Source organism: Vibrio sp. R10-SG-ISO4 (assembly GCF_059834135.1).
Genome location: NZ_JCBDHJ010000025.1, coordinates 31,983 through 49,700 on the forward strand (window position 1 = coordinate 31,983; position 17,718 = coordinate 49,700).

General features: G+C 50.7%; 15 protein-coding genes. 6 read left to right on the forward strand and 9 right to left on the reverse strand.

The genetic code is table 11. The features are described 5' to 3' along the window. Positions 1–1,563: a threonine ammonia-lyase, biosynthetic gene (gene ilvA, locus AC6R03_RS17960; RefSeq protein WP_487902968.1), complete on the forward strand. Its 1,563-nt coding sequence runs from the start codon at positions 1–3 to the stop codon at positions 1,561–1,563. Positions 1,564–1,809: 246 nt separating this feature from the next. Next, on the forward strand, positions 1,810–2,790 hold the full coding sequence (acuI, locus tag AC6R03_RS17965; protein WP_500630507.1) for an acrylyl-CoA reductase (NADPH): 981 nt from the start codon (positions 1,810–1,812) through the stop codon (positions 2,788–2,790). Positions 2,791–2,841: 51 nt separating this feature from the next. On the opposite strand, the gene AC6R03_RS17970 is transcribed toward acuI, so the two are convergent. After that, positions 2,842–3,783, reverse strand: coding sequence for a LysR family transcriptional regulator (locus AC6R03_RS17970; protein ID WP_500628983.1), 942 nt, complete (start codon positions 3,781–3,783; stop codon positions 2,842–2,844). 149 nt (positions 3,784–3,932) lie between these two features. Next, complete coding sequence (locus AC6R03_RS17975; RefSeq protein ID WP_334555514.1) at positions 3,933–4,118, reverse strand: hypothetical protein; 186 nt, start codon at positions 4,116–4,118, stop codon at positions 3,933–3,935. A 172-nt stretch (positions 4,119–4,290) separates the two neighbouring features. On the opposite strand from AC6R03_RS17975, the gene tusA reads away from it, so the two are divergent. Further along, positions 4,291–4,539, forward strand: a complete 249-nt coding sequence (tusA, locus tag AC6R03_RS17980) for a sulfurtransferase TusA (RefSeq protein ID WP_334555515.1) — start codon at positions 4,291–4,293, stop codon at positions 4,537–4,539. Positions 4,540–4,626: 87 nt separating this feature from the next. Here the strand turns inward: tusA and AC6R03_RS17985 are convergent, their stop codons facing one another. Together AC6R03_RS17985 and AC6R03_RS17990 are read right to left on the reverse strand one after the other, a co-directional pair. Beyond that, complete coding sequence (locus AC6R03_RS17985; protein ID WP_334555516.1) at positions 4,627–4,887, reverse strand: hypothetical protein; 261 nt, start codon at positions 4,885–4,887, stop codon at positions 4,627–4,629. Between the two features lie 112 nt (positions 4,888–4,999). Next, positions 5,000–5,557 (reverse strand): TMEM165/GDT1 family protein, encoded by a 558-nt coding sequence (locus AC6R03_RS17990; protein ID WP_500630506.1) that lies wholly within the window; start codon positions 5,555–5,557, stop codon positions 5,000–5,002. Between the two features lie 459 nt (positions 5,558–6,016). Here AC6R03_RS17990 and glyQ point away from each other — a divergent pair, with 459 nt between their 5' ends. From glyQ to AC6R03_RS18005, 3 genes are all read left to right on the forward strand, one after another. After that, positions 6,017–6,949, forward strand: coding sequence for a glycine--tRNA ligase subunit alpha (gene glyQ, locus AC6R03_RS17995; RefSeq protein ID WP_334555518.1), 933 nt, complete (start codon positions 6,017–6,019; stop codon positions 6,947–6,949). A gap of 2 nt (positions 6,950–6,951) precedes the next feature. After that, entirely contained in the window at positions 6,952–9,018 is a 2,067-nt protein-coding gene (glyS, locus tag AC6R03_RS18000) for a glycine--tRNA ligase subunit beta (protein ID WP_500630505.1), read from the forward strand. 205 nt (positions 9,019–9,223) lie between these two features. Next, positions 9,224–10,474, forward strand: coding sequence for a valine--pyruvate transaminase (locus AC6R03_RS18005; protein ID WP_500628985.1), 1,251 nt, complete (start codon positions 9,224–9,226; stop codon positions 10,472–10,474). A gap of 101 nt (positions 10,475–10,575) precedes the next feature. Here AC6R03_RS18005 and AC6R03_RS18010 read toward each other — a convergent pair whose 3' ends face one another. The 5 genes from AC6R03_RS18010 to dnaA form a co-directional block, all read right to left on the reverse strand. After that, complete coding sequence (locus AC6R03_RS18010) at positions 10,576–11,013, reverse strand: Hsp20 family protein (protein WP_487902974.1); 438 nt, start codon at positions 11,011–11,013, stop codon at positions 10,576–10,578. A gap of 443 nt (positions 11,014–11,456) precedes the next feature. Beyond that, on the reverse strand, positions 11,457–13,874 hold the full coding sequence (gene gyrB, locus AC6R03_RS18015; protein WP_500630504.1) for a DNA topoisomerase (ATP-hydrolyzing) subunit B: 2,418 nt from the start codon (positions 13,872–13,874) through the stop codon (positions 11,457–11,459). Positions 13,875–13,887: 13 nt separating this feature from the next. After that, positions 13,888–14,970, reverse strand: coding sequence for a DNA replication/repair protein RecF (recF, locus tag AC6R03_RS18020; RefSeq protein WP_334555522.1), 1,083 nt, complete (start codon positions 14,968–14,970; stop codon positions 13,888–13,890). A gap of 1 nt (position 14,971) precedes the next feature. Beyond that, positions 14,972–16,072: a DNA polymerase III subunit beta gene (gene dnaN / locus AC6R03_RS18025; RefSeq protein ID WP_500626275.1), complete on the reverse strand. Its 1,101-nt coding sequence runs from the start codon at positions 16,070–16,072 to the stop codon at positions 14,972–14,974. A 108-nt stretch (positions 16,073–16,180) separates the two neighbouring features. Further along, positions 16,181–17,587, reverse strand: coding sequence for a chromosomal replication initiator protein DnaA (gene dnaA / locus AC6R03_RS18030; protein ID WP_500626274.1), 1,407 nt, complete (start codon positions 17,585–17,587; stop codon positions 16,181–16,183). Positions 17,588–17,718 lie beyond the last annotated feature (131 nt).

The following is a 17,718-nucleotide window of genomic DNA, read 5'->3' on the forward strand; positions in this document are numbered from 1 at the left end:
ATGACTGACACGGCCACTAGCGAGAAAAAAACGACCAAAAAGCCTCAGCCCTCTGGCGCCGATTATCTGCGCCAGATCCTGCGAGCCCCAGTGTATGAAGTGGCCACAGTAACGCCGCTGCAAGCGATGCCGCGCCTATCCGCGCGCATCCATAACCATGTGCAGCTCAAACGAGAGGATCGCCAGCCGGTCCACTCGTTCAAGCTTCGCGGCGCTTATACTATGGTCTCTAGCCTGACGCAGGCGCAAAAATCCGCCGGTGTGATTGCCGCCTCGGCGGGCAACCATGCCCAAGGGATGGCGCTTTCGGGCACCAAACTAGGCATTAAAACCATCATAGTGATGCCCAAAACCACACCGGACATCAAAGTCGAGGCCGTGCGCGGTTTTGGCGGCGAAGTGGTGCTGCACGGGAGTAATTTCGATGAAGCGAAAGCCCAAGCGGAGTTACTGGCCGCCGAACATGGCTATACCTTTGTGCCGCCTTTTGATCACCCATTGGTGATCGCAGGGCAAGGGACGATCGGGATGGAGATGTTGCAGCAAAATGGCCACCTCAACTACATCTTCGTTCCTGTCGGCGGTGGCGGTTTAGCAGCCGGTGTGGCGGTATTGGTGAAGCAGTTGATGCCGGAAGTCAAAGTGATCGCGGTGGAGCCGGAAGATTCGGCCTGCTTAAAAGCCGCGTTAGACGCCGGCGAGCCTGTGGTGCTTGACCAAGTCAGCATGTTTGCCGATGGCGTCGCGGTCAAACGCATTGGTGATGAGACCTTCCGTCTGTGCCAAAAGTACATTGATGGTCACATCAGCGTATCCAGTGATGAGATCTGCGCCGCAGTCAAAGACATTTTTGAAGACACGCGCGCCATTGCAGAGCCTTCTGGGGCACTGGCGTTGGCCGGTCTGAAAAAGTACGCGGAAAAGCATCAGCTGCGCGACCAAAACCTCGGCACTGTGCTCTCTGGCGCCAACACCAACTTCCACGGTTTGCGTTACGTCTCTGAGCGCTGTGAGCTGGGCGAAAAACGAGAAGGCTTGCTCGCGGTAACCATACCGGAGCGACAAGGCGCGTTTTTTGAGTTTTGCAACCTGATCGGCGGTCGTGCCGTGACCGAGTTTAACTACCGCTACAACGACGACACCTTGGCCAATATTTTTGTTGGTGTGCGTCTGCAAGGCGGCCAAGAGGAACTCGACCACATCATTGCCGATCTGCGCGAAGGGGGCTATCCGGTGGTGGATCTCTCCGACGACGAGATGGCCAAACTGCATGTGCGCTACATGATTGGCGGAAAGCCGTCGAAACCGCTCAAGGAGCGCCTCTACAGTTTTGAGTTTCCGGAATACCCAGGGGCGCTACTGAAGTTTTTGTCCACGCTCGGTACGCACTGGAACATCAGCTTGTTTAACTATCGCAATCATGGCGCCGATTACGGTCGCGTGCTGTGTGGCTTTGAGTTAAGCGAAGACGATCTCTCCCGCTTTGGCGCGCACCTACGCGAGCTCGGCTATCAGTACAAAGACGAAACGGACAACCCGTCCTATCAGTTCTTCTTGTCCTGATCTCTCGATCATCAAAATCGTTGGGAATGAATAGTGAGCCAGTCTTCGGACTGGCTTTGTTCTTACTGGTTTTTTTCTTCCATCCGCATCGCCCCTCAGCCCTCTCACCCGCTTGCTACTCTCCTTACCCATAGAGTAATGCGTGATGCGCATGAACATAATGCTAAAGTTTCATTTTAGTCATAGTGGTTTTGCGTCTACACTCAACACAGTTCTTACTATTGCTGCACCACTGTGGAGAGTTTTATGTTTAACGCACTGATCCTAAACCAAGAAGAAAAACGCACCATCGCATCGATTGAGCAAATTGACGAAAACCAACTGCCCGAAGGCGAGGTGTTGGTGGAGGTCGATTACTCATCATTGAACTACAAAGACGGTTTGGCGATCACGGGTAAAGGTAAAATCATCCGTCAGTTCCCTATGGTTCCCGGCATTGATTTAGCGGGCACCGTGGTGCGCTCTGACGACGCTCGTTACCAAGCGGGCGACCAGGTGGTGTTAACCGGCTGGGGCGTGGGTGAAAACCATTGGGGCGGCATGGCGCAACGTGCGCGCCTAAAAGCCGATTGGTTGGTTCCACTGCCACAAGGGCTAGATAGCAAGAAGGCGATGATGGTCGGCACCGCAGGCTTTACCGCGATGCTGTGTGTCCAAGCGCTGCTTGATGCGGGCATCAAACCGGAACAAGGTGAGATTCTTGTCACTGGTGCCAGCGGCGGTGTGGGCTCAGTGGCGGTGACGCTGCTGGCTGAGCTCGGCTACAGCGTCGCTGCGGTCACAGGGCGTGTTGAACAAAATGGCCCACTTCTTGAAAAGCTCGGTGCGAAACGCATCATCGATCGCGCAGAATTTGAAGAGCCTGCGCGCCCACTTGAAAAACAAATTTGGGCCGGCGCGGTTGATACTGTGGGTAGCAAGGTACTGGCAAAAGTGCTCGCGCAGATGGATTACAACGCCACCGTGGCCGCCTGTGGCCTTGCGGGTGGTTTTGATCTGCCTACGACCGTGATGCCGTTTATCTTACGTAATGTGCGTCTGCAAGGCGTTGACTCAGTCTCTTGCCCAACCGACAAGCGTATTCAGGCGTGGGAAAGCCTCACCAAGCTGCTACCTGAAAGCTACTTCGCGCAAGCGTGTAACGAAATTACCCTTGAGCAAGCGCCGCAATTTGCCGAGCAGATCACCAACGGCCAAGTCACGGGTCGTGTAGTCATCAAGCTGTAATTGCGCACATTTGACGAGACCTCTGCCATGCACTCGAGAGGGTGCATGGCATTAATCTAATCCCATATCTTCTATGCGCTTGGCGATGAGTCGTCCGCACTCTTCTTTGACAATCGCTCTTAGCCACTCTTGCGCCGGCGAATGCTCACAACGCGCATGCCAAATCATCGAGTAGTCAAACGACGTGAAGTGAAACGGCAAAGGTTTGATCACCAAGTCATAACGCTCCGCGACCAGATACGCCAAATCCGCCGGGACAGTAATGATCAGCGGCATGGTATCCACTATCGCTAGCGCAGCTTCTAAATGATACGCGCGCAGCACCATTTTTCGTTTGGGCAGATCCACCAGCGCTTGCTCTATCAAGGCGTTCACACCATCACTGATGGCAATCATCGCATTGGGGTAGTGCAGGTAGTCGTCGAGCCGCATCGTCTTCTCAGCCAATGGGTGCTGTTTAGACAGCAAACACAACACGCCCACTCTGCCGAGCACCTCACTGCGCAGCGGTTCAACGGGGCCTGTCGGTCGGCAAATGGCTAAATCTGCACCTTCATAAATCAGTTGATCGGCAAGTCGGTCATGCTGAAGCGGCTGAAAGTGAAACGACACGTTAGGCGCTTCTTGATAAATCCTCGGCAGAGCGAACGGCAAGATGGTTTGCATCGCGTAGTCGGTGGTGGCAATGGTGAAGGTTTGATCGCAGCGCTGCGGGTCAAAATCGAGCGGCGAAAGCAATTGCCGCAGTGATTCCAACGGCTCGCCGAGCGCGCGATCTATCTCCAACGCTTTTTCTGTCGGGATAAGCTGCTGACCTTGACGGGTAAACAAGGGATCGCCCAGTAAATCACGCAATCGCCCCAACACACGGCTCATGGCCGATTGACTCAAATTGAGCCGCTGCGCCGCTTTGCTCACGCTGCACTCTTCAATCAAGACTCGCAGTGCAACCAATAAATTGAGGTCGCGGCGATACACATCTTCTAGTTCCACAATGACCACTCTGGAGATAAGGTATTGTTAGTGTAACCGCTAAGAAAAAAAAATCCCGCCTTTCAGCGGGGAAGCCCAAGAAAACTGGGGGATAGTGTCGGAATGTATTTGGAGATGGGGTTAGGTCAACGCCACTAGGAAGGGAAGCGTTAACCTCTATGTTCGTCAGAGGCTTTTGAAAATCGGTGCATCTCTAACCATATCCCTGTCACGCAGGCCACCATACCGAGCAAAGGCATGAAGGAAGCGTCCGCCGGGGCGCGTAACACAAGCGCGCAAAATGAGATCAAGCAAAGCACCGAGTAAATGGTCAATCGATCCAATGCGGTCAACATAAGCGCTCCTTGCTGGTGTCAACTCAAGTCAGCGTATCCCTGCCTTGAGCTTTAAATGTTACCAAGTTGTTAACTAAGTTAAAACAAAATGATCCATTTGCCAAGTGCTTATTGAAGTTTTTTTCACCGCCAGTATTATCAAGCGCCTAATTGACCTGACAAAGAGCGCCCGATGACTATCGATACCACCCAGGCAACCCACACCTTAGAGGCAGAAGGACTTCGCTGTCCGGAGCCCGTTATGATGGTCAGGAAGACAATTCGAAACATGGACGATGGCGATGTATTACTGGTCACAGCGGATGACCCCTCGACCACCCGCGACATCCCGAGTTTTTGTCGTTTTATGGATCACCAGTTGCTGGCTGCGCAGACCGACGCTGTGCCATATCAATACTTGATTAAGAAAGGGGTCGCCTAAGATCTCGCCAACAACAACGATCTCGCAAACAAAAACGGCAGCCCATCTGGCTGCCGTTGTTGATTTGATTCTCTCGACTTCGGGTCGCTATTCGTCGTACTCCAAGCTGCGCACTTCTGCTTGCAGTTTTTGCAACTGCTTTTGCATCGCCCGCATCTCTTCATGCATTGGGATGATGTGCGCGACTCGAATCCAGGCCTCCACCGTGAGACCGGTTAATATAAACGAGCCGGCAACAATAGGCAGCCACATATCGGTCAGTGGTAGTGCCAATAAGCAAAGCGCCAAACCAAAAGTGAACAGATAACTTTGACTTTTCGGAGTGATACCCATGTAACGTGTCAGCATGCATTTGCCCTCTCGCTATCATCGACAACACTACGTTAACACGCACGCACAGTGGCAAATCAAACCTGGATCACGACTCAGGGCAAATGTTGCCTGTGTGACGCCGAGGCCATCATGGCCATAAGGCCGCGCCTAAAGCGAGCGCGACAAACAGCAGTGCGGTGACTTTACGAATCAAACCTAGCGGCATCTTGTGCGCAGAAAGCTTACCAATCGCAACAACCGGCACGTTCGCCGCCAACATACCAATGGTGGTGCCTAAAATGACCCAAGTCAGCGCGTCAGCAAACTGGGCGCCAAGAATCGAGGTCGCAATTTGGGTTTTATCGCCAATCTCAGCAATAAAAAACGCAACAAAGCTCGCGACAAAAGGGCCGCGATTGGAAATGGATTCTTCATCATCGAGTTTATCGGGGATCAGCACCCAGCCAGCCATCGCCAAAAAGCTGGCAACAACGACCCACTTGAGTACCTCTGGCGAGAGGTAATCCGCAACAACCACACCGAGCCACGCCGCAAGGGCATGATTGGCGATGGTGGCAAAAAAGATCGCCGCTATAATCGGGATGGGTTTGCGATACCGACTGGCCAACAATAAAGACAATAATTGGGTTTTGTCGCCAATCTCAGCAAGGGCAACAGTAGTAATAGAAATGGCTAAAACGCTCACGACATGCTCATTGGGGCAGGATTATTATTTTTTACCATAGACAAACCTCGCGCCCCACCCCGGTTCACGATGTTTATCTAAGGTCTTGCTTAATTCATCGGGCGATGAATCTCGAGCGCCACGGTGATTTTGCACCGATTATGTTGACGGTCGAACCAAACAGAAGCCCTCTATTTGGTCAGCTACTCCCCAAAGATGGCGGCAATTCTATCCATCTCACTGAAAAATCTCAAGTCGCAAACGTGCGCATATACCCAAAGGGGCGTTCGGCGAGATTTCTCATAGAAATGCGACTTTAAGAAAAATTTGGTCATTAAGTCGATAAAATTCCATTAAAGGAGATTTTTCAGCGAGAATTTCTCCCGATTTGCTCTACTCGGACATCGAATATCTCGGTATACTTGATTGTTATTTTTTCTTCATTTAGACAGAACTTTCTCAGAGAATCGCGCGAATACTATGCAAAAATACGACATCAAAACCTTTCAAGGTATGATCCTCGCGCTGCAGGATTATTGGGCCCAACAAGGCTGTACCATTGTTCAACCACTCGACATGGAAGTAGGTGCAGGTACCTCTCACCCAATGACATGTTTGCGCGCCCTTGGCCCAGAGCCAATGTCAACCGCTTACGTTCAGCCTTCTCGTCGTCCTACCGATGGCCGTTACGGTGAAAACCCTAACCGTCTTCAGCACTACTACCAGTTCCAAGTGGCACTTAAGCCATCGCCAGACAACATTCAAGAGTTGTACCTAGGCTCACTGGAAGTGTTGGGTATCGACCCGCTAGTCCACGACATCCGTTTCGTTGAAGATAACTGGGAGAACCCAACGCTAGGCGCTTGGGGTCTAGGCTGGGAAGTTTGGCTAAACGGTATGGAAGTGACGCAGTTTACCTACTTCCAACAAGTCGGTGGCTTAGAGTGTAAACCGGTGACTGGTGAGATCACTTACGGTATCGAGCGTCTTGCTATGTACATCCAAGAAGTTGACTCCGTTTACGACCTAGTATGGAACGTCGCACCAGACGGCTCGAACGTGACATACGGTGATATCTTCCACCAAAACGAAGTGGAGCAGTCAACGTACAACTTTGAGCACGCTGACGTCGATTTCCTATTTAGTTTCTTCGACCAGTGTGAAAAAGAGTCGAAAGAACTCCTTGAGCTAGAGAAACCTCTACCTCTACCCGCTTACGAGCGCATCTTGAAAGCGGCGCACGCTTTCAACCTGTTAGACGCACGTAAAGCCATCTCGGTCACCGAGCGCCAACGTTACATCCTTCGTATCCGCAACCTGACTAAATCTGTTGCAGAAGCCTACTACGCATCACGTGAAGCACTAGGCTTCCCAATGTGCCGTACCCAAGATGCAAAGAGCGAGGAGAAGTAATCATGGCGAAAGAATTTCTAATTGAACTGGGTACTGAAGAGCTACCACCAACGCAACTTCGCACTCTAGCGGAAGCGTTCGCAGCAAACTTCGAAGCTGAGCTAAAAGGCGCAGACCTAGCACACGAAGGTGTGAAATGGTACGCCGCGCCTCGTCGTCTAGCGCTTAAGGTTTCAGCGCTAGCGGAAGGCCAAGCGGACAAAGTGGTTGAGAAGCGCGGTCCTGCGGTTTCTGTCGCATTCGATGCTGACGGTAACGCAACTAAAGCGGCTCAAGGCTGGGCACGTGGTAACGGCATCACGGTTGAACAAGCTGACCGTCTAGTGACAGACAAAGGCGAATGGCTACTGTTCAAACAAGAAGTGAAAGGCCAAGCAACGTCTGACATCGTAGTCGACCTAGCCGCTAAAGCACTGGGTAACCTACCAATCGCTAAGCCAATGCGTTGGGGTGACAAGACGACTCAGTTTATCCGCCCAGTTAAAACACTGACCATGCTAATGGGCTCTGAGCTGATTGAAGGTGAGATCCTAGGTGTCGCATCCAGCCGCACACTCCGTGGTCACCGCTTCATGGGTGAACAAGAGTTCACTATCGATTCTGCCGAGCAATACCCTGCTATCCTAGAAGAGCGCGGTAAAGTCATGGCCGACTTTGAGGCGCGTAAAGCGATCATCCTTGCTGACTCGCAAAAAGCAGCAGCAGCGCTTGGTGGTGTTGCTGACCTAGAAGATGATCTCGTTGAAGAAGTCACGTCTCTGGTTGAATGGCCAGTGGTTCTAACCGCGAAGTTTGAAGAAGAGTTCCTAAAAGTGCCTTCTGAAGCGCTGGTTTACACCATGAAAGGTGACCAGAAGTACTTCCCTGTCTATGACGAGAACAAGAAGCTACTGCCTAACTTCATCTTCGTATCGAACATCGAATCGAAAGAGCCTCGCTACGTCATCGAAGGTAACGAGAAGGTGGTGCGTCCACGTCTGGCGGATGCCGAGTTCTTCTTTAACACTGACCGTAAGCGCCCGCTTATCGACCGTCTCCCTGAGCTAGAGCAAGCGATCTTCCAAAAGCAGCTTGGTACTATCAAAGACAAAACTGATCGCATCACTGAGCTTGCTGGCTACATCGCTGAGCAGATCGATGCTGACGTTGAAAAATCGAAGCGTGCAGGTCTTCTTGCTAAGTGTGACCTAATGACCTCTATGGTATTCGAATTTACCGATACTCAAGGTGTGATGGGCATGCACTACGCAACCCACGATGGTGAAGACGAGCAAGTGGCTCTAGCGCTTTACGAGCAGTACATGCCGCGTTTCGCCGGTGACGCCCTACCAAGCACAGGAATCTCATCTGCTGTCGCTATGGCTGACAAGCTCGATACCATTGTAGGTATCTTCGGTATTGGCCAAGCACCTAAAGGCTCTGACCCATTCGCACTGCGCCGCGCATCTCTAGGTGTACTACGTATCATTGTCGAAAACGGCTACAACCTAGACCTAACAGACCTTATCGCGAAAGCGCAGTCTCTGTTTGGCGACAAGCTCACCAACGCGAACGTTGCAAACGACGTTATCGAATTCATGCTCGGCCGTTTCAATGCATGGTACAAAGACCAAGGCTTCAGCGTGGACATCATCCAAGCGGTACTGGCGAACCGTCCAACCAAACCAGCAGACTTCGACCAGCGCGTTAAAGCGGTCTCTCACTTCCGTGAGTTAGAAGCCGCGGAAGCACTCGCCGCAGCGAACAAACGTGTCGGTAACATCTTAGCGAAGTTCGATGGTGAGCTGGCCGCAGAAATCGATCTCGCTCTTCTACAAGAAGACGCAGAGAAAGCACTGGCGGAAAGCGTTGAAGTGATGACAGAAGCGCTCGAGCCTGCGTTCGCAACGGGCAACTACCAAGAAGCACTCAGCAAGCTAGCAGGTCTACGTGAGCCTGTGGATGCCTTCTTCGATAACGTCATGGTTATGGCTGATGACGAAGCACTGAAGAAGAACCGTCTAACACTGCTGAACAACCTACGTAACTTGTTCTTGCAGATTGCCGACATTTCTCTTCTGCAGAAATAATCGCGCGTACGGATAGATGACACCAAGCCCAACTCAATGAGTTGGGCTTTTTTATGCCAACAAAACAGACCAGTTCTGCGCACTAAAATAGTGCTTTGCCTCACATTGCCATTGCTGTATGTTCAAGGATTACTCTATTGGTCAGCCACGCACTGATCAGCACACCCATTCAGTAAAGCAATAATCAAATCAAGGTTAGTGAGTCATGCAGTTCTCAAAGTTTGGTGAAAAATTCAATCAATATTCCGGCATTACCCAATTAATGGACGACCTCAATGATGGTCTACGCACACCCGGCGCCATCATGCTCGGTGGCGGTAACCCTGCGGCCATTCCCGCCATGATTGATTACTTTCACCAAGCCAGCCAAGAGATGCTGACCAGCGGCGAGTGGATTCAAGCGCTCGCCAATTATGATGGCCCACAAGGCAAAGATGCCTTCGTCAAAGCACTCGCTGCCCTGCTGAAAGAGACCTATGGCTGGGAGGTCAGTGAGAAAAACATCAGCTTAACCAATGGCAGTCAAAGCGGCTTTTTTTACCTGTTTAATTTGCTGGCAGGCACGCAGCCCGATGGCTCACACAAAAAGATTCTGCTGCCGTTAGCGCCTGAGTACATTGGCTATGGGGATGCGGGCATTGATGAGGATATTTTTGTCTCTTACCACCCGGAAATTGAGCAACTCGACAATCGCATGTTCAAATACCACGTCGATTTTGAGCAACTAAAGATCGATGACTCGATTGCGGCGATCTGCGCGTCTCGCCCGACCAACCCGACGGGTAATGTGCTGACCGATGAGGAGATCATCAAGCTCGATAAACTCGCGCGCGACAACCACATTCCGCTGATCATCGACAACGCCTACGGCGTGCCCTTCCCCAACATCATTTTTGAGGAGGTGACGCCCTTTTGGAATGAGAACACCATTCTCTGCATGAGTTTGTCCAAGTTAGGCTTGCCTGGCGTGCGCTGTGGGATTGTGATTGCCAATGAAGCCATCACACAAGCGCTCACCAACATGAATGGTATTATTAGCCTAGCGCCAGGCAGTGTGGGGCCGGCGCTGGCACATCATATGATTGAAAAAGGCGATCTTCTGCGCTTGAGTGAAGAGGTCATCAAGCCGTTTTATCAGCAGAAATCTCAGCGTGCGGTCGAACTGCTGCAAGAGGCGATTACCGATCCGCGCTTTCGTATTCACAAGCCAGAAGGGGCGATTTTCCTCTGGCTCTGGTTTGATGCACTGCCTATCACCACCATGGAACTCTACCAACGTTTGAAAGCACGCGGGGTGTTGATTGTTCCTGGTGAGTACTTCTTTATCGGCCAAGAAGATGAGTGGGATCATGCGCACCAGTGCCTGCGAATGAACTATGTACAAGACGACGAGATGATGCAACAAGGCATCCAAATCATCGCGGAAGAAGTGCAAAAAGCCTACCAGCAGGGCTAATTGCCCTAACATTACCAAGCATAAAAAAGAGCGCCGATTGGCGCTCTTTCACTATTTATACCCGCATTTTATATCCGCAGCATAGCGGCGCACAGGCTCGCTTATTTGTTTTCCAGCAACTGGCTTGAGTTGATGGCAATTTTACGCGGTTGCATCGCTTCAGGGATTTCACGCTCGAGATCAACGTGCAGCAAGCCATTTTCCATACTCGCGCCGGTGACTTTCACATAGTCGGCCAACTGGAACTTGCGCTCAAAGTCACGCTCAGCAATGCCTTGGTAAATATAGTTCTTACCCTCTTCCTCTTTACGCTCACCTTTAACAATTAAGGTGTTCTCTTTTTGCGTCAGTTCAAGCTGCTCTTCAGCAAAGCCTGCCACTGCCATGGTGATACGGTAGTGGTTTTCATCTTTCTGTTCGATGTTATACGGAGGGTAACCGCCGGAGCTGTTTTTCGTGCTGTTGGCTTCCATCATATTAAGAAGACGGTCAAAACCAATCGCGTTGCGGTATAAAGGAGTGAAATCTACAGTTCTCATCATACTATCCTCTTGATTAAGCAATAGTCTTAGTCGTGACTGTGTAGGGACGATGATTAACTCGCCCCCTAGCGACTAAGGGATTCGTTCACTATTCCTCTGGCTGCCCCTATAGGGCCAGCACGTAGGACATAGAAACAAACTCAGTGTTAACGTGTGCTGTTAAGGCCATCCTCATAGGAGCGATACCTCTTCAGCGAGTCCAGAAGGTCTGTTTCTTCTCATCGGAGCAAGACAGCTTCCCTCTTCAACAATAGATATAGGGATCGGCCAAAATGGTTTCAAGAGGAGAGAGTAAAAAAGTTTCTAGTTCCTAGTTCCTAGTTCCTAGAGTGGGACAATGTATTGGATTGAAATGGAAAATAGAAACCAATAAAAAAGCGCAGATCGTTCGATCTGCGCTTTTTATAATTCTAGAAACTCGCTTCTAGAAACTAGGAACTTTACACATCCAAGTTCGCTACTTTCAACGCGTTCTCTTCGATAAAGTGACGACGAGGCTCAACCTGATCACCCATCAATGTCGTGAAGAGCTGATCGGCTCCAACGGCATCTTCGATGGTCACTTGCATCATGCGACGCGTTTCTGGGTCCATGGTGGTTTCCCAAAGCTGATCCGGGTTCATCTCACCCAGACCTTTGTATCGCTGTGTGCTCAATCCGCGGCGAGACTCTTTGATCAGCCACTCTAGCGCTTCGACAAAGCTGCTCACAGGCTGAGTGCGTTCACCACGTTTGATGTACGCGCCCTCTTCAATAAGGCCATTCAGCGCTTCAGAAAGCTCGCCCAACTTGGCAAACTCTTTCGAGTTGATCAAATCGATGCTCAGTGCGTATTCGTGTCTTACGCCATGTGTGCGCACGATGATTTTCGGCAAGTTCAAGCCGAGCTCAGCATGCTGCTCTACTTCATATTGGTACTGACTTGCGCCTACTTCTTTAGCGTTCAACTGCTCAACCAAAGTCTTGGTCCAAGCCTCTACCACAGCAGCGTCATGACACTGCTCTGCGGTCAAACGTGGCACGTAAATCAACTCATGAATCAAGGCGTGCGGGTAACGGCGGCTCATACGATCCACCAGCTTGATGCCAGCATTGTATTGCTGAACCAGCTTCTCTAGAGATTCACCCGCCAACGCTGGCGCGTCCGCGTTGACGTGCAGCGCTGCGTTGTCCAAGGCCAAAGAGACTTGGTACTGGTTCATCGCTTCTTCATCTTTGATGTACTGCTCTTGCTTACCCTTCTTCACTTTGTACAGCGGTGGCTGAGCAATGTAGACGTAACCACGCTCAATCAGCTCAGGCATTTGACGGTAGAAGAAGGTCAACAGTAGCGTACGGATGTGCGAACCATCGACGTCCGCATCGGTCATGATGATGATGTTGTGGTAACGCAGTTTGTCTGGGTTGTATTCGTCACGACCAATACCACAGCCAAGCGCCGTAATCAGCGTCGCCACCTCTTGAGAAGAGAGCATCTTGTCGAAACGCGCTTTCTCTACGTTCAGGATTTTACCTTTCAGAGGAAGAATCGCTTGGTTCTTACGGTTACGGCCTTGTTTTGCGGATCCGCCTGCCGAGTCACCCTCCACTATGTAGAGTTCAGACAGTGCTGGATCTTTTTCCTGACAGTCCGCCAATTTACCTGGCAGACCAGCAAGGTCTAGGGCGCCTTTACGGCGAGTCATCTCACGTGCTTTACGCGCCGCATCACGAGCACGTGCTGCATCAATGATCTTGGTACAAACGATTTTTGCTTCTGTTGGATGCTCAACAAGGAACTCTGACAGTTTCTCGCCCATGGCAGACTCAACCGCAGATTTCACTTCAGAAGAAACCAGCTTGTCTTTGGTTTGGCTTGAGAACTTGGGATCAGGTACTTTCACCGAGATAACCGCGGTGAGACCTTCACGCGCATCATCACCAGACGTTGCGGTTTTCGCTTTCTTCGAGAAGCCTTCTTTGTCCATGAACGAGTTCAAGGTACGCGTCAATGCCGCACGGAAACCGGCAAGGTGAGTACCACCATCACGTTGTGGAATATTGTTGGTGAAACAGAAGATATTCTCTTGGTAACCATCATTCCACTGCATCGCCACTTCGACTGCGATGCCATCTTCACGTTCTGAGTTGAAATGGAATACTTTCTCAATAATTGGAGTTTTGTTGGTGTTCAAGTGATCGACAAAGGCTTGAATACCCCCTTCGTACATGAAGTGATCTTGTTTGTCTTCTTCACGCTCATCACGTAACTTGATCGAAACACCAGAGTTTAGGAAAGAGAGCTCACGCAAACGCTTTGCAAGAATGTCGTAATGGAACTCAGTGTTAGAGAACGTCTCTTCACTCGGCCAAAAACGAATTTCTGTGCCCGTTTTTTCTGTCTCACCAATCACAGCCAGTGGCGCTTGAGGTTCACCATGGTGATAAGTTTGAGTGTGAATTTTTCCACCGCGATGGATTGTCAGCGTCACTTTCTTAGACAACGCGTTCACCACCGACACGCCCACACCGTGCAGACCACCCGATACTTTGTACGAGTTGTCATCAAATTTACCGCCTGCGTGAAGCACGGTCATGATCACTTCTGCCGCCGAGACTTTCTCTTCCGGGTGAAGCTCTGTTGGGATACCACGGCCATCATCGTTGACAGAGACAGAGTTATCCTCATGAATGGTCACCACGATGTCTTTACAGTGACCCGCCAACGCTTCATCAATTGAGTTATCTACCACCTCAAAGACCATGTGGTGCAGACCGGTGCCATCATCCGTGTCGCCGATGTACATACCCGGACGCTTACGAACCGCATCCAGACCCTTTAGTACTTTAATACTCGATGAATCGTAATTTTCAGCCATGAGTTATCTTCCGCTATATATTTTGCTCTATTGTGCCATGTTCCACATGGAACATCCTGCCATTTTCATCACGCATGTCGCTGATTTGGCTTTCAGTAATAGAGCTGACAAAAACTTGAGCCCCCGTCTGTTTCAAGCAATCGGCAAGACGCTTGCGACGTTGACTGTCTAATTCAGAGGCAAAGTCATCTATCAAGTAGATGCATTGCTTGCCCGTCATCTCAGTCAGATGTTGGCCTTGTGCTACGCGTAGCGCGCACACCATCAACTTTAACTGACCCCGAGACAGGACATCTTCCACTGGCGTACCATTTACCTTAATGCGTAAATCCGCCTTGTTTGGGCCACTGAAGGTGTAACCCAGCGCCTGGTCGCGCTCAAAGTGGCTCTCGAGAATCGCTTGGTATGGCGTCTCTTTGTCCCAACCACGATAATACTTGAGCGAGATATCAAACTCAGGCAAAAATGCCCGGCATATCTCTTCGGCTTTGTGCGTCAATTGCTCAACGTACTCACCACGCCAACGACTGATGTTTTCCGCCAGTGTCGCCATCTCTTGATCCCAATAACTGAGCTCTCGATAGCTACGCGCCGTTTTCAGCAGTGCGTTGCGCTGTTTGTTTAGGCGCTTAAAACGCCCCCATGCATCATAAAAGGCCGATTCGGTATGAAATACGCCCCAATCAATAAATGCACGGCGATGTTTCGGCCCATCGGTCAACAGATCAAACCCTTCAGGATGAATCAGTTGCAGTGGTAACACTTGCGCCAACTGGGCTAACTTTTGCCCAGATTGACCGCCTATTTTAACCTCTGTTGAGCCATCACGCTGCTTATTAATGCCAATGGGTAGCTCAAATTGATCCGAGTTCAAAAAACGACCGTGAACAAACAGCTCATCATGGTCATTTTGAATCACTCGCCCGGTCAAACTGCTTTTGAACGACCGACCGTGGCCCAGTAAATAAATGGCTTCCAGAACACTGGTTTTCCCGCTGCCGTTCGGGCCAATAAGAAAGTTAAAGCCTGATGATAACGAGATATCACAGGCTTTGATATTGCGAAATTGCTTAATAACAAGACGAGAGAGCGGCATGCTAGAGTCGGATCGGCATCACCACGTACATGGCACTGTCATCGACGCTGTTCTCAATTAACGCACTGGCGTTGGCATCAGACATTGAGACTCTCACGGTCTCGCAGCGCAGCGTATTAAGCACATCCAGCACATAGCTGACGTTAAAGCCAATCTCAATCGGCTCGCCGTCAAAGTGAACATCGAGCATCTCTTCCGCTTCTTCTTGCTCTGGGTTGTTGGCGGTAATGCGCATTTCGCTGCCATCGAGGTTAACGCGCACGCCACGAAACTTCTCATTCGAGAGGATCGCCGCACGCGAGAACGCTTGGCGCAGCTCATCGCAGCCCGCTTCCAATGTTTTGGTGGTGCTTTGTGGCATCACGCGGCGGTAGTCAGGGAAACGACCGTCCACCAGCTTAGAGGTAAAGACGTAATTGTTGACCTCAGCGCGCAGGTTTGAGCTACCAATTTGCAACACCACAGGTTGCTCTGGCGCATCCAGCAACTTGACTAATTCCAGCACCCCTTTACGCGGCACGATGATCTGCTTTTTGGCAAACTCACCGACCAGCGGAGTTTGCGCGACCGCCATACGGTGACCATCGGTGGCCACGCTGCGCAGCGTGGTGTCTTCAATCTCAAACAACATGCCATTGAGGTAGTAACGCACGTCTTGGTTCGCCATCGAAAACTGCGTTTTTTCTACTAGTCCACGCAGTTCACTTTGCGTCAGGGAGAGTTCGACTTCACTCTGCCAATCTTCAATGTTTGGAAAATCGCTGGCTGGCAGTGTAGAGAGAGAGAAACGACTACGACCAGAGCGCAGTTGCACGCGATCGCCCTCTAAAACAAATGTGATCACCGCGTCATCAGGCAGTCCACGGCAAATATCAAGAAACTTACGCGACGGGACAGTCACGCTGCCCGCTTCAAATTCACCTTCAAGCTGCACACGGCTGACCAGCTCGACTTCTAAATCCGTCGCCGTCAACGTCAGTTGGTTGTCCACTACTTTGATCAATAAGTTACCAAGGATAGGTAGAGTGGCACGGCCACCTAACGCCCCTGAGACTTGCTGCAGTGGTTTCAGCAGATGACTACGTTGAATGGAAAATTTCATAGCACGCTCTTAAAGAAATCTTGTTGTTGGCGAAGAGAACAAACATGGCCACGATAAGGGATTGAGCCCTACCTTGGCCATGAATATAAACCGTTAGAATAGCGCGATTTACGAAGAAAGAGTACGGATTAAGTTGGAGTAATCCTCTTTAATATCGTGACTCTCTTCACGCAGTTGTTCAATCTTACGACACGCATGAAGTACGGTCGTATGATCGCGACCACCAAAGGCATCGCCAATCTCTGGCAAGCTGTGGTTGGTCAGCTCTTTAGCCAGCGCCATCGCCAATTGACGAGGTCGCGCAACCGAACGAGAGCGGCGCTTCGAGAGCAGATCCGCCACTTTGATTTTGTAGTATTCCGCGACCGTTTTTTGAATATTGTCGATGGTGACCAGCTTTTCTTGTAAGGCAAGCAGATCACGCAGAGCTTCACGCACAAAATCGATCGTAATAGGACGACCCGTAAAGTTGGCGTTCGCAATCACCCGATTGAGCGCCCCTTCAAGCTCACGAACGTTGGAGCGCAGGCGCTTAGCAATAAAGAACGCCACTTCATCGGCCAGATGGATTTGGTGATCTTCCGCTTTTTTCATCAAGATGGCGACGCGCGTTTCAAGCTCAGGTGGCTCAATGGCGACCGTCAATCCCCAACCGAAGCGGGATTTCAGGCGATCTTCTACGCCGTTGATCTCTTTCGGGTAGCGATCCGAGGTCAAGATGATCTGCTGATTGCCCTCAAGCAAGGCGTTGAAGGTATGGAAGAACTCTTCTTGTGAACGCTCTTTGTTGGCAAAAAACTGAATGTCATCGATCAAGAGGGCATCCACACTGCGGTAGTAACGTTTGAACTCTTCAATCGCGTTGTTTTGCAGCGCTTTCACCATATCTTGCACAAAACGCTCTGAGTGCATGTAAACCACTTTCGCGTTGGGTTTGTTGTCGACAATCGCATTGCCCACGGCGTGCAGCAAGTGGGTTTTACCCAAACCGGTACCGCCGTACAGAAAGAGCGGGTTGTACGCCGCGCCTGGGTTGTCCGACACCTGACGTGCCGCCGCCAAGCCCAATTGGTTCGATTTACCTTCAACAAAGTTGTTGAACTTATGCTTGGGGTTCACATTGGAGCGGTGGTTGATGTCTGCCATCGCTTGCGGGTCATCATCCCAGGTTTTATGCACAGGCTTACGCGCCTGCAATTGTGCCGGGGCTGACGATTCCGCCGCCACATCGGCCGGGGTGCGTTTGGGTGCAGGTGCCTGCGCTTGCACAGGGCGACTGCCCACCTCAAAACGTAAATGAGGAATATCGTTGCCACAATATTCCTGCAAAAGACGGGTGATGCTGTTGAGGTATTTATCGCGAACCCAATCAAGGACAAAACGGTTGGGCGCAAATAAAGTGAGAGTATTGTCGTTGAGCTCAGCTTGTAAAGGACGGACCCACATGCTGAATTCAGTTGCTGGAAGCTCTTCTTGAAGCTGTTGCAAACATTGCAACCAAAGCGAAGATGACACGATGCCCTCACTCGTAATTCTATGATCGGAAAAGACTGGCAATTTTACCTGTTGATAACCGAGATCGCCAGCGATTGATCGAGGATCCAGTGAATAAGATCGAAGTTATTCACAATATTTCTGCCATTATT